Origin of the sequence: Pseudomonas sp., assembly GCF_017744435.1 — a bacterium.
Lineage (GTDB): Bacteria > Pseudomonadota > Gammaproteobacteria > Pseudomonadales > Pseudomonadaceae > Aquipseudomonas.
This window is the reverse complement of the sequence record NZ_JAGIBG010000001.1, coordinates 87,378-99,440: the sequence shown is the minus strand read 5'-3', so window position 1 is coordinate 99,440 and position 12,063 is coordinate 87,378. Positions and strand designations below refer to the sequence as shown.

General features: G+C 63.0%; 11 protein-coding genes. 7 read left to right on the top strand and 4 right to left on the bottom strand.

Going from position 1 to position 12,063, the window contains the following annotated elements:
• Positions 1 to 47 precede the first annotated feature (47 nt).
• From J7573_RS00465 to J7573_RS00455, 3 genes are all read left to right on the top strand, one after another.
• The gene (locus J7573_RS00465) at positions 48 to 1,688 is read left to right on the top strand and encodes a fatty acid--CoA ligase (protein ID WP_294323594.1); all 1,641 of its coding nucleotides are present in this window, start codon (positions 48 to 50) and stop codon (positions 1,686 to 1,688) included.
• 111 nt (positions 1,689 to 1,799) lie between these two features.
• Positions 1,800 to 2,867 (top strand): 3-keto-5-aminohexanoate cleavage protein, encoded by a 1,068-nt coding sequence (locus tag J7573_RS00460; protein ID WP_294323591.1) that lies wholly within the window; start codon positions 1,800 to 1,802, stop codon positions 2,865 to 2,867.
• Positions 2,868 to 2,877: 10 nt separating this feature from the next.
• Positions 2,878 to 3,897 carry an AraC family transcriptional regulator gene (locus J7573_RS00455; protein WP_294323588.1) on the top strand — a complete coding sequence of 340 codons (1,020 nt, stop codon included), beginning with the start codon at positions 2,878 to 2,880 and terminating at the stop codon, positions 3,895 to 3,897.
• A gap of 36 nt (positions 3,898 to 3,933) precedes the next feature.
• On the opposite strand, the gene J7573_RS00450 is transcribed toward J7573_RS00455, so the two are convergent.
• Positions 3,934 to 4,782, bottom strand: coding sequence for a TauD/TfdA family dioxygenase (locus J7573_RS00450; RefSeq protein WP_294323585.1), 849 nt, complete (start codon positions 4,780 to 4,782; stop codon positions 3,934 to 3,936).
• 231 nt (positions 4,783 to 5,013) lie between these two features.
• Here J7573_RS00450 and J7573_RS00445 point away from each other — a divergent pair, with 231 nt between their 5' ends.
• Positions 5,014 to 5,445 (top strand): multidrug/biocide efflux PACE transporter, encoded by a 432-nt coding sequence (locus J7573_RS00445; protein WP_103446998.1) that lies wholly within the window; start codon positions 5,014 to 5,016, stop codon positions 5,443 to 5,445.
• A 4-nt stretch (positions 5,446 to 5,449) separates the two neighbouring features.
• On the opposite strand, the gene J7573_RS00440 is transcribed toward J7573_RS00445, so the two are convergent.
• Together J7573_RS00440 and J7573_RS00435 are read right to left on the bottom strand one after the other, a co-directional pair.
• Positions 5,450 to 6,196 (bottom strand): TorF family putative porin, encoded by a 747-nt coding sequence (locus J7573_RS00440; protein ID WP_294323577.1) that lies wholly within the window; start codon positions 6,194 to 6,196, stop codon positions 5,450 to 5,452.
• Positions 6,197 to 6,277: 81 nt separating this feature from the next.
• The gene (locus J7573_RS00435) at positions 6,278 to 8,017 is read right to left on the bottom strand and encodes an amidohydrolase (protein ID WP_294323574.1); all 1,740 of its coding nucleotides are present in this window, start codon (positions 8,015 to 8,017) and stop codon (positions 6,278 to 6,280) included.
• Between the two features lie 105 nt (positions 8,018 to 8,122).
• Here J7573_RS00435 and J7573_RS00430 point away from each other — a divergent pair, with 105 nt between their 5' ends.
• The 3 genes from J7573_RS00430 (at position 8,123) to J7573_RS00420 (ending at position 11,268) form a co-directional block, all read left to right on the top strand.
• Entirely contained in the window at positions 8,123 to 9,028 is a 906-nt protein-coding gene (locus J7573_RS00430; protein WP_294323572.1) for a LysR family transcriptional regulator, read from the top strand.
• 108 nt (positions 9,029 to 9,136) lie between these two features.
• The gene (locus tag J7573_RS00425; RefSeq protein WP_294323571.1) at positions 9,137 to 10,030 is read left to right on the top strand and encodes a PA4780 family RIO1-like protein kinase; all 894 of its coding nucleotides are present in this window, start codon (positions 9,137 to 9,139) and stop codon (positions 10,028 to 10,030) included.
• Between the two features lie 479 nt (positions 10,031 to 10,509).
• Entirely contained in the window at positions 10,510 to 11,268 is a 759-nt protein-coding gene (locus J7573_RS00420) for a hypothetical protein (RefSeq protein WP_294323569.1), read from the top strand.
• 112 nt (positions 11,269 to 11,380) lie between these two features.
• Here J7573_RS00420 and J7573_RS00415 read toward each other — a convergent pair whose 3' ends face one another.
• A complete protein-coding gene (locus J7573_RS00415) occupies positions 11,381 to 12,022 on the bottom strand; it encodes a TetR/AcrR family transcriptional regulator (RefSeq protein WP_294323564.1) in 642 nt (213 codons plus the stop codon).
• Positions 12,023 to 12,063 lie beyond the last annotated feature (41 nt).

The window sequence follows — 12,063 nt, the reverse complement described above, 5'->3', positions numbered from 1 at the left end:
CGGCAGGTCTACTCGTCGAATCGAACACGGAAATCGGACACAACGTCATGGCCAAGACAAAAATAATGCCGCCGGCACCCGGCGCCTATGCCTACCCCTTGCTGATCAAGCGCCTGTTGATGTCGGGCGTGCGGCACCAGCCGGACCAGGAGATCGTCTACGCCGACAAGCTGCGCTACACCTACCGCGAGCTCGACCAGCGCGTGCGGCGGCTGGCCAACGTGCTGCGCGCGGCCGGGGTTCAGGCCGGCGACACCGTGGCGCTGCTGGACTGGGACAGCCACCGTTCGCTGGAATGCTTCTTCGCCGTGCCGATGCTCGGTGCGGTGCTGCACACGGTGAACATTCGCCTGTCGCCGGAACAGGTGGCCTACACCATGAACCACGCCGAGGATGACCTGGTGCTGGTGCATGACGACTTCGTGCCGCTGCTGGAGCAGGTCCACGGCCAGCTGGGCACGGTCAAGGGCTACCTGCAGCTCAGCGACGACGAGGCGGTGGCTACCTCGCTGCCGGTACTGGGCGAGTACGAGGCGCTGCTGGCAGCGGCCAGCCCCGAGGCCGAGTTCGAGGACTTCGACGAGCAGTCGGTGGCGACGCTGTTCTACACCACCGGCACCACCGGCAACCCCAAGGGTGTGTACTTCTCGCATCGCCAGCTGGTGCTGCACACCCTGAACCAGCTGGGCACCTTCGCCGCCTACGATACCCAGCCGTTGCTGCGCTCGGGCGATGTGTACATGCCGATCACGCCGATGTTCCACGTGCACGCCTGGGGCGTGCCCTACACGGCCACGGCGCTGGGGATCAAGCAGGTGTATCCGGGCCGCTACGAGGCGGACAAGCTGGTGCGCCTGTACCGCGACGAAGGGGTGACGTTCTCTCACTGCGTGCCGACCTTGCTGCAGATGATGCTCGACAGCGAGCAGGGCCGGCACGCCGATTTCAGCCGCTGGAAGCTGCTGCTCGGCGGCAGCGCCCTGACCCAGGGCCTGGCGCGTCAGGCCAGCGAGCGCGGCATGCTGATCTTCAGCGGTTACGGCATGTCGGAAACCTGCCCGCTGCTGACCCTGACCCACCTGCGCGACGAACACCTGGCGCTGCCCATGGCCGAGCAGGTGGCGCAGCGGATCAAGACCGGCGCCCCGGTGGCCATGGTCGACCTGCGCATCGTCGATGCCAATGGCCTTGATGTGGCCCACGACGGCGAGTCGCTGGGCGAGATCGTGGTGCGCTCGCCATGGCTGACCCAGGGCTACCTGCACGAGCCCGGCATGGGCGCCGAACTGTGGCAGGACGGCTGGATGCACACCGGTGACATGGGCTCGATCGACCGCCACGGGGTGCTGGAGATCAAGGACCGGATCAAGGACGTGATCAAGACCGGCGGTGAGTGGATCAGCTCCCTCGCGCTGGAAAACCTGATCAGCCTGCACACGGCGGTCAACGCCGTGGCGGTGGTGGGCATTCCCGACGAGCGCTGGGGCGAGCGGCCGATCGCACTGGTGGTCTGCATGCCTGGCGACAGCCTCGACCAGGTGGGGCTCGAAGCGCACCTGAAGCAATTCGTCGACAGTGGCCAGATAAACAAGTGGGCGATCCCGCGGCAGGTGCACTTCGTGGCCGACATCCCCAAGACCAGCGTTGGCAAGATCAACAAGAAGCTGATCCGCGAGATGCACCTGTGAATACAGCGCATACCGCGATTCTGCAGGAAGCACCGGCCCGGCGCTGCGCCGTGGCCGAACAGCCGTCGGTCTGCCTCGACACCCTTTGACAATCACAACAAGGAACACCCGATGAACTTCCTCGATGGCCACCTGTTCACCGAAAACCAGCAGCCGCTGATCATCACCGCAGCACCCTATGCACCGTCCTGGGTACCGTCCGACTTCCCCGAGGACATTCCGGTAACCATGGCCGAGCAGATACAGAAGGCCGTGGACTGCTACAACGCTGGTGCCACGGTGCTCCACCTGCATGTGCGCGAGCTCGATGGCAAGGGCTCCAAGCGCCTGTCCAAGTTCAACGAGCTGATCGCCGGCGTGCGTGAAGCGGTGCCGGAAATGATCATCCAGGTGGGTGGCTCGATCAGCTTCGCGCCGGAAACCGAAGGCGCCGCCGCCAAGTGGCTGAGCGACGACACCCGCCACATGCTCGCCGAGCTCGACCCCAAGCCGGACCAGGTCACGGTGACGGTCAATACCTCGCAGATGAACGTGGTCGAGCACTGGGGCTACCAGGACGTGCGCGGCACCTCGATGGAAGACCCGGCCGTCTATGAGGCCTACAAGGAAATGACCGTGCCGGCGCAGCCGGGCTGGGTCGAGGAGCACGTGCGCCGCCTCAGCGCCGCGGGCATCCAGAGCGCCTTCCAGTGCTACAACCTGAACAGTTTCGAATCGGTCGAGCGCCTGATGCGCCGCGGTATCTACAAAGGCCCGCTGGTGATGAACTGGGTGGCCATCGGCGGCGGCATGGACGTGCCGAACATCTACAGCCTGGCCAACATCCTGCGGGCCGTACCGGACGGCGCGGTGCTCACCGTGGAAAGCTCGATGCGCAACGTGCTGCCGGTCAACATGATGGGCATCGCCATGGGCTTGCACGTGCGCTGCGGCATCGAGGACAACCTGTGGAACCAGGCGCAGACCGAGAAGATGTCCACGGTGCAGCAGATCGAGCAGCTGGTGCGCATCTCGCGCGAGTTCGGCCGGCCGATCGCCACGGCCAAGCAGGCCCGCGAAATCAGCAAGATCGGCGTGTTCTACGACACCGTCGAAGAAAGCCTGGCAGCCAACGGCTTCGCGCCGAACCGCAACGGCGGCCAGCAAGGCTTCCTGCGCAAGACGGCTGAATGCGCGTAAGCCGCGCTGCATGCCCGTGCTGATTCGGGCTGGAGCCCTGTCCCACTACCTTGAGGTGTGCCAGCAGTTCGGGATCGACCCGGTGCCGCTGCTGGCCGAGGTGGGCTTGAACAAGGCCCGGCTACGCTACGCCGAGCACCGCCTGTGCGGCGAGGCTGCGGTGCGCCTGCTGGAAAACACCGCGGCCGCCAGCGGCTGCCAGGCCTTGGGCCTGAGCATGGCAGCGGCGCGGCAGTTTTCCGACCTGGGCGCGGTCAGCCTGCTGTTGTGCCACCAGCGCTCGCTGCGTGATGTCCTGCAGGTGATGCTGCGTTACCGGCACCTGATGAACGCGTCGGTGGCCATCGACCTGGATGAGCAGGGCAGCCGGGTGATCATCCGCCAGGACGTGCTGACCCGCAGCGCCATGCCCAACCGCCAGGCCAACGAACTGGCCATGGGCGTGCTGTTTCGCCTGTGCGTCACCTTGCTCGGCAGGCACTGGCGGCCCTACAGCGTGCACTTCACCCACTCGGCACCGGCCAACCTGCAGCTGCATCGGCGCCTGTTTACCTGCGAGCTGGTGTTTGGCAGCCATTTCAACGGCATTGTCTGCCCCGACGGCAATCTGGAGCTGGGCGCTGGTCGGGCTGACCCGGCAATGGCGCGCAATGCCCAGCGCTACCTGGTGCCACTGCAGCAGGACGGTGGGCCGTCGCTGGTCGAGGCGGTGAGCAAGGCGATCCGCGAGTGGCTACCTGAAGGCCGGGCGTCGATCGAGCATATCGCCCAGCAGCAGGGCATGAACGTGCGAACCCTGCAGCGCCGCCTGGGCGACCAGGGCCAGGTGTTCAGCGCGTTGATCGGCGAAGCCCGCCGCGAACTGGCCCTGCGTTACCTGGGCAATGCGAACTACCCGCTGCAACGCATTGCCGAGTTGCTGGGTTTTTCCGCACCCACGTCCTTTACCCGCTGGTTCATCGGCCAGTTCGGCATCCCGCCGGCCGCCTGGCGCAAAAAAAACGGCAAGCTGCTGGCAGCGTTGCCGTAAAGCAGGCCGGTGCCAACGCACCGGTTGTGCGACCCATCAGTAAGGCTTGTCGCCAACGATGCCGGCGCGATTCATCTTGCGGTGGCAGGGCGGGTAGTCCATGACCGCGTAATGCTGGGTGCTGCGGTTGTCCCAGATGGCAATGCTGTTGGGCTTCCAGCGCCAGCGCACCTGATACTCCGGGATCGTCGCCTGGCTGATCAGGTAGCGCAGCAGCTCGCCGGCACCCGGGCTGAAGTCCTGGCCGAAGCGTACCCGTTCGGGCGTGTGGTAATTGCTGAAGTGGGTGGCAAAGCTGTTGACGAACAGCACTTTCTCGCCGGTTTCCGGATGGGTGCGCACCACCGGGTGCTCGGCATCCGGGTACCGCTCCTTGAGGGCCAGGCGCTTTTCGATCGGCATGGCGGCGCCAAAGCTGGCCTCGATGCTGTGGCGGGCGCGCAGGCCTTCGATCCTGGCCTTGACGTCCGCCGGCAGGCGATCGTAGGCCACCACCATGTTCGCCCACACGGTGTCGCCGCCCACGGGCGGGCACTCAAGGCAGCGCAGCACCGCGCCCATGGACGGGTTCTCGCGCCAGGTGGTGTCGGTGTGCCAGGCGTTCTCGTAGCGGTCTGGCGGGTTTTCTGGCGACTTGTGGATCTGCACCAGGCCAGGGTGGTCCGGGTGGCTGCCGACCACCGGGTGGTCTTCCAGTTCGCCAAAGCGCCGGGCGAACGCCACATGCTCGGCGTGGCTGATGTCCTGGTTGCGCAGGAACAGCACCCGGTGCTTGAGCAGTTGTTGGCGAACCTCGGCGAACAGCCCATCGTCATGGATGACGTCGGCCAGGTTCAGGCCTAGCAGTTCCGCACCGATGGTGCAGGTCAGTTGTTCCACTTGCATGATGTGCCCGCTCTCAGAGTCTGCATTGTTGTTGTAAGCGTTGGGTCACGCTGGAACAGACTGTAGGCCGCAGGTGTAGCGTGCTGCTTCACATCAGGTGACAGGCAGCTGTCTTTTCGTGACAACGGGCCTGGCGTTTCTTATTGATAAAACCGATAGGTGCTATGTCGCGAGTATCAGTTCCATCAAAGAAAATGTGAGCCACGACGTAACCACATGATGGAATCTGTTATGAAAAAGGTCTCTTTCACCGAACGCATGGTCCATGCCGTCGGCTATGAAATCTTCGCCGTGCTGCTGTGTGCGCCCTTGCTCTCGTGGATCATGGGCAAGTCGCTGGCCACGGCCGGTACCCTGGCGGTCACCCTGTCGGTGATCGCGATGATCTGGAACATGGTCTACAACGCACTGGTCGACCGTTTCGTGGCGACGCCGCGCATCCAGTGGAAGGCGCTGGCGCGCTTCGTTCATGGCCTGGGCTTCGAGGCGGGGCTGGTGGTCTGGTGCCTGCCGGTGGCGGCCTGGATGCTGGAGATCTCGCTGCTGCAGGCGTTCATGGTCGAGCTGGGCTTCTTCGTGATCATCCTGCCCTACACCGTGCTGTACAACTGGGCGTTCGACCGGGCCCGGCACTTCATCCTGCAGCGCCGGGCCGTGGCCTGAGGCCTCAGAAGTGCTTGCTGACACCGGCGACCACGGTGGCGCTGCAGACATCGTCGAAGCCATAGTTGCTGGCGCATTCGGCCTGCGACAGGTTGGTATCCATATAGCTGAGGCGCCAGATGAGGCCGAGGAAGTCGCGGGTTAATTTGGCTTCCCATTCACGGTAGGAATCGCGTGACTGGCCGCTCTGTGACCAGTAGCTCGGGTCCTTGAAGTCGGCGCGGCCGTAGCGCAGCTCCAGGCCGACCTCCAGCGGCAGCACCGTGTGGTAGCCCACCCAGGTGTAAAGGCTGTCCTGATCCTTGCCGTACTGTGTCGTGGCGTCCGTGGAGTAGTACGCCGCCAGCTTGAAGCCATGCACATCGAGGATGGCGTACAGCTCTGACTGGTTGTACTGGCTTTCCTTGGGGTAGGTGTACTTGAGGTACCCCAGGTCCAGGTTGGCGTGCTCACTCATTTGCCAGGCCCAGCCACCGTAGTAGTCGACCTCCTGGCGGGTCTTGCTGTCGAAGCCGAAATCGACGTTCGAAGTCCAGGCGCCCAGGTACAGGCCGCTGGCATGGCTGAGCATGACATCGGCCTGTGCGGCCGGATCGCCCTGGGTTTGTGAAATGCCGCGGCTGCGGTAGTCACTGACCGCGGCCAGGTCGATGTCGAGCGCGAAGTCATCGTTGATCGGCAACGCGATGGCGGCGGGGGCGAGCGCGGCGCAGCCGAGTGCGCACACGGCTGCCAGGGTAGCGTGCTTCATGGTCATCCCTATCTTGTGTTGTGGTTGTTGTGGCAGATAGAAAAGGCGGCATGCCGTGCAGGCATGCCGAGGTGCGAGGGCTTAGTGGGGGGCGTAGACCTGTTGGCCGCCGAAGTAGGTGGCCAACACCTGGGTCTCGCCCAGTTGCTGGTCGTTCACCGCGAGCACGTCACGGTCGAGGATGACGAAGTCAGCCTGCTTGCCCGGGCTCAGCGAGCCGATCTGCTGCTCCAGGCCCAGGGCCTTGGCGGCATTGGCGGTGTAGGCATAGAGCATGGTCTGGCGGTCGAGGCGCTCATCGGCATTGAGCACGCCTTGCGCGCCCTTGCGCGTTGACGCCTGGGCGATAGCCAGCCAGGGGCTGGGTGACGACACCGGCCAGTCGCTGGCGCCAGCAATGGTCGCGCCATTTTTCTGCAGCGAATGGGCCGGGTACTGGTAACGGAACGCGGAGGCATCGACGTAGGGTTTGACCATGTCGACGGTGTAGTCGTCGCCGGCGGCCCACAGCAGCTGCATCGAGGCAATCACGTCGAGGGGCTTGAAGCGGGCGAAGTCGTGGAGGTTGACCAGCTGCAGGTGGGTGATCGAGTGATGGATGCCGCTGTTGCCGGCCTTGCGCGCCTGTTCGATGCCGTTGAGTGATTCACGCACCGCACGGTCGCCGATGGCGTGCACATGTACCAGCCAGCCACGCTGGTCGGCGGCGCTGACCAGCTCACCGAAATGTTGCGGGTCGATCAGCAATTCACCCGGTTTGTGTGTGTTGTGGTACGGCTTGAGCAGGGCGGCCGATTGCGCGGGGTACTCCAGCACGCCGTCGGCGAACACCTTGATGCCGGGCAGGGTCAGGTTCGGTACGCCAGCGAACTGCTTGCGCACGTTGTCGATGGTCTGCAGGTCGGCGGGGGTGCTTTTCGGGTTGACCACCAGCAGCGCCGCGACATGCGCGTTCAGCCCGCCCTGTTCGGCGAGCGCCTTGTAGGCCGGCAGCACGCCCACGGTCTGGTCGGTGGGTTTGATATCGAACAGCGCCTCGCCGGGCATGCTGTTGGCGGCCGGGTCCATCCAGGCGGTGATGCCCAGGCTGTTGTTGAACTGCACGGCGGCCTGTGCCCCCTTGAGCAGGGTGGCGGCATCGGCCTTGGGCAGGACGCTGGCGACCCGGTCCCAGCCGGCGTCGACCAGGAAGCCGCTGGGCTGGCCGTCTTCGAAGGTGCCGATGGTGTCTTTTTCCTGCTTGCTCAGGGTGGCCAGCAATGCCTTGTCGATACCGGCGCGCTTGAGCATGGCCGGGTTGGCCCAGGCGGTGTGGTAGTCCTCGCCGATGAACACGATGGGCGTGGAGGCCCACTCGCCTTGGCCGAAGCGCTCGTTCAGCGCCTTGGCCTGGGCCCAGTAGGCCGAGCTGACCCCCAGCACCTGCAGCACATCGCCGTTGCGGGCGCGCCCGTCATCTCGCCATGCGCGCAGGCGGGTTTCGAACTCATCCAGTGGCACCGCCTCGCCGCCCATGTCGGCGCCACTCAGTTGCATGCCACCGAAGATGGCGTGGGAGTGGGTGTCGATCAGGCCCGGGGTGACGCGCTTGCCGTGCAGGTCGATGACTTGGGTCTGTGGGTCCGCGAGTGCCCGCGCCTGGGCGTCGGTGCCCACGGCGACAATCTTGCCGCCTTCGATGGCGATGGCCTGCGCCTGCGGGTTGTTGCGGTCGGCGGTGAAGATCTTGCCGTTGACCAGCACCAGGTCGGCAGCGGCCAATACGTGCCCCGAGGCAAAAGCCACGGCCAGCGCCAGCAAACCAGGTAGACATCTCGACATGTGTAGCCTCTTGTATTTATTGGTGTGCGTCGAGCCTACCCAGCCCGGGCTTGGCATAGAATCGCCAGAACGCTAAAAAGCCTTTTGCCATTCAGGAAAAACCGCATGGATACCTTGGGTGCGATTTCGATGTTCGTCGCCACTGCCGAGCACGGCAGCTTCAGCCGCGCGGCCGAGGCGTTGGGCAAGACGCCTTCGGCCCTGACCAAGGCGGTCACGCACCTGGAGCGCGAGCTGGGCAGCCAGCTGTTCGAGCGCAGCACGCGGCGTATCGTGCTGACCGAAGCGGGCCGGCTGTACCTGGACACCGCCCGGCAGGTGTTGAAGAGCCTGCATGAGGCCGGTGAAGAGATCAGCCAGCTGCAAGGGGTGTCCGGCACCTTGCGCCTGACCGCGCCGCTGGCATTTGGCCGGGCGTTTCTGGCCGACGCCTGTGCCGGTTTCATGCGCGACTACCCACAGATCCAGCTGCGGGTGGAGCTGTCCGACACCTTCGTCGACCTGATCGAAGCCGGTTATGACCTGGCCTTGCGCGAAGGGCACAGCGACCTGCCGGGCCTGATTGCCCGGGTCATCGGCAACAACCGCATCTTTCTCTGTGCCAGCCCCGAGTACCTCGAACGCAACCCGTTGCCGGTGACGGCGCACAGCATCGGCCAGCACCAGTGGCTCAAGTACATTCACCCGGCGCTGGATGCCAAGTTCTGGTGGATGCAGTGCGACGGCGTGCGCATGCGCCTGCCGTATCCGCAGAAGGCGCGGCTGGAAAGCGACAACTACGACTTGCTGCTGCGCAACGCACTGGCCGGCCACGGCATCCTGCACACCCCGGCGTGGAGCGTGCGCCGCTACCTGCAGGAGGGGCGGCTGGTGCGGGTGATGGAGCACTGCGTGATCGAGCCGGATGCATTCGGCGAAGACATCCTCGCGGTCTACCCCAGCCACCGCCGCGCCAGCGGCAAGGTGCTGGCCTTCATCGACTACCTTCAGGGCTACTTGCAGCGGTTGTGAGGCTTGGACCGAGGCTACCGGCGATCGGCGCTTGCAGACAAACGAGCAAGTCGCCGCTGCCTGTGAGAGGATGTCCACCACCCCAGCCAGGACCCCGAACGCAGCCTGATGAAGACACCAAAACGAATCGAACCACTGATCGAAGACGGCCTGGTCGACGAAGTACTACGGCCCTTGATGAGCGGCAAGGAAGCGGCCGTCTACGTGGTGCGCTGCGGTGCCCAGGTACGCTGCGCCAAGGTCTACAAGGAGGCCAACAAGCGCAGCTTCCGCCAGGCCGCTGAATACCAGGAGGGCCGCAAGGTCCGCAACAGCCGCCAGGCCCGGGCCATGGCCAAGGGCAGCAAGTACGGCCGCAAAGAGGCCGAAGACGCCTGGCAGAACGCCGAAGTCGCGGCGCTGTTCCGCCTGGCCAACGCCGGTGTGCGGGTGCCCAAGCCGTATGACTTCCAGGACGGCGTGCTGCTGATGGAACTGGTGACCGACGGCGACGGCGATGCCGCCCCGCGTCTGAACGACGTGCACCTCGAAGCCGAAGAAGCCCGTGAATACCATGCCTTCGTCATTCGCCAGATCGTGCTGATGCTCTGCGCCGGCCTGGTGCATGGCGACCTGTCCGAGTTCAACGTGCTGCTGGGCCCGGACGGCCCGGTGATCATTGACCTGCCGCAGGCGGTGGATGCGGCGGGCAACAACCACGCCTTCAGCATGCTGCACCGTGACGTGGCGAACATGGCGCATTACTTCGGGCGCTTTGCCCCGGAGCTCAAGGCCACCCGCTACGCCGACGAGATGTGGGCGTTGTACGAAGCCGGCGAACTGCGCCCGGACAGCCCGTTGAGCGGGCAGTTCGAGGAAGACGACCATGCCGCCGACGTGGCCGGGGTGATGCGCGAGATCGATGCCACCCTGCGCGATGAAGCCCGCCGCCGTGCGGCGCGGGATGAGGCCGAGCATGGGCCGGCCAAGGCTGAAGAGCCGACTCCGCCGTGGATGCAGTAACGGTCTGAGCGCACTTGTTCTGCCGAGCTTTTCGCTCTTCGGGGCTCCACCATTATCTGGGTAGAGTGGGGCTCTGAAGGAGCTGGCATGCAAATAAAGTGAGCGCCTGTAATACAGGCTTCAAATCTAATGCTTCTGCATATATTCCTACTTTGTAGGTAATAAATTCCTACGCATTAATTCGCCATTTTCGGAATGCTCCTACAGTGGTAATTGTTGTTCGGGGTATTCCTACAGGATAAGTCTGGCTCATGTAGGGCTGTTATCCTACTGTTAGGCGTTAGTATCTACCCTTGTTCAAGTCGCTCATGGGGTGGACTGGTGTCCGATCTATCTGAAGTTTTTGACCATCACGCAAGTGACAGCGGCCTGGCCTGCCTGGTCATGCGGAGTTTTAATGGCTATGCGCTTTTGGGTTTCAGTTGGCTTGGCTAAACCAAGTTGTGTGCCATTAAGTGCTGTTTTCTTGAGGTTCACGAATGCTGAAAACTCATGCGGTTCGATTGTATGTTATTACCTGGCAAACGCTAAGGGTCTGTGCTGGTTTGTTATTGGCGATGCGAGTCATTCTATATGCTGGGTTGATCTACTATGTGTATACAAAACCAGCGCAACTTTATGAGTCTCCTCCAGTTGTCTGCGGGAAAATGGCGGGCGAGGTGTATGAGTTTTCCCGGCTTTATTTCCCTTTTTGGCCGGAGTACGAGGAAAGACCTGCAAAGCGTTCATATTATGTAAAGAAAAATGACTGCGATATTAATATTGCGTCAATTTTCGTTGCGATGAGTTGGCCAGGGCTGGAGCCGGCAGACAATCATCGGATTCATGAGCGGCTTTTGGATAGGGGAGGTTTGTTGGTTGCTGTTACTCCGATTGTGGCCAGTGAAAACGACCTGCGGCAGTGGCGAGGCCAATTGCTGGAGATGCGCTCATTTGGGGAGGCACCAGTTGTTGTATATGACAGTCAGCTAGGTCTCTATCGTGATGTGGGAAACGATTATTCTTGGGGGAGGCGAAACAGAAGAATCTTCTGGGAGGAGGAGCGAGGGGTGGTTACCTCTGTCACTATTTGCAATTGGCAAGCGCGGGAGCCCGATTTTTATGCTTGTGAAATGATGTTTCTAATGAGCGGGATTTTGAAGGTGCAAGTTACGATGTCGCCGGAAAGATTTGTGCAATGGCACGAGGTTAGGCGTGCGATCGAAGCGTTTCTTGTCAGTAGCAAGAAAGCTGGGTGATGTGTGGGTGATTAAGGAGGTTTCCGCCCCGGAAGCAACCAGTACTAAGCTGTTTGCCGAGGCGCCCTCACAGCGCTGGGAATCGACTATTGCCGTCGCAGCATGACCCAGCTCACGCGCAGGGCGGTACAAAATCATTGCGCTGGTAGAACCGCTCCAGCTCATGTGCCGCCGGCTCCTCACCGGTAAAGATGCGCAGGTACTCCGGTATGAAGCGCATGCGGTATTCCAGCGGCTCGACGGTCTTCATGCTGATGTAGCCGATCTGCGCCAGGTAGATCGAACGGGCGCGGGTGGCGGCGGCGTCTTCGCTGAAGCCGAAGCGGTCGAACATCTCCTTCAGCGCCGCCATGCGCAGGTTGTCGGCCTGCTTGATTTCCTCGGCTACCTGCTCCGATTGCAGCGCCCAGCTGCGCATGGCGAATTCGCACTGCGAGTCGAACAGCTCGCTGTTCAGCCAGCAGTCGAACACGTTGAGGATCGCCTCGGTGATCGACGCCGCGTAGGCCTGGGCATGGCTCACCAGGTTGCGGGTGTTCTTGTTCTTCCACTGCTCGATCAGCGCCGCGAGCAAGGCTTCGCGGTCTTCGAAGTACCAGTAGAAACTGGTGCGGGCGAGGTTGAGTTTCTTGGCCAGCGGCAGCACGCGCACGGCATCCACCCCCGACTCCTTGAGGGTTTCGAAGGCCGCGTTGAGCCAGCTCTCGATCGAGCCGCGAGTGGCGGTTTCCGGGTGGTTCGAGGTCATGTTCATGGGCGCATTGTTCCGTATCCATCGGGGCCTGGCAAGGTCAA

Coding starts and splice junctions, on each gene's coding strand:
- J7573_RS00465 (WP_294323594.1), top strand. CDS start 48: ATGGCCAAGACAAAAATAATGCCGCCGGCACCCGGCGCCTATGCCTAC.
- J7573_RS00460 (WP_294323591.1), top strand. CDS start 1,800: ATGAACTTCCTCGATGGCCACCTGTTCACCGAAAACCAGCAGCCGCTG.
- J7573_RS00455 (WP_294323588.1), top strand. CDS start 2,878: ATGCCCGTGCTGATTCGGGCTGGAGCCCTGTCCCACTACCTTGAGGTG.
- J7573_RS00450 (WP_294323585.1), bottom strand. CDS start 4,782: ATGCAAGTGGAACAACTGACCTGCACCATCGGTGCGGAACTGCTAGGC.
- J7573_RS00445 (WP_103446998.1), top strand. CDS start 5,014: ATGAAAAAGGTCTCTTTCACCGAACGCATGGTCCATGCCGTCGGCTAT.
- J7573_RS00440 (WP_294323577.1), bottom strand. CDS start 6,196: ATGAAGCACGCTACCCTGGCAGCCGTGTGCGCACTCGGCTGCGCCGCG.
- J7573_RS00435 (WP_294323574.1), bottom strand. CDS start 8,017: ATGTCGAGATGTCTACCTGGTTTGCTGGCGCTGGCCGTGGCTTTTGCC.
- J7573_RS00430 (WP_294323572.1), top strand. CDS start 8,123: ATGGATACCTTGGGTGCGATTTCGATGTTCGTCGCCACTGCCGAGCAC.
- J7573_RS00425 (WP_294323571.1), top strand. CDS start 9,137: ATGAAGACACCAAAACGAATCGAACCACTGATCGAAGACGGCCTGGTC.
- J7573_RS00420 (WP_294323569.1), top strand. CDS start 10,510: ATGCTGAAAACTCATGCGGTTCGATTGTATGTTATTACCTGGCAAACG.
- J7573_RS00415 (WP_294323564.1), bottom strand. CDS start 12,022: ATGAACATGACCTCGAACCACCCGGAAACCGCCACTCGCGGCTCGATC.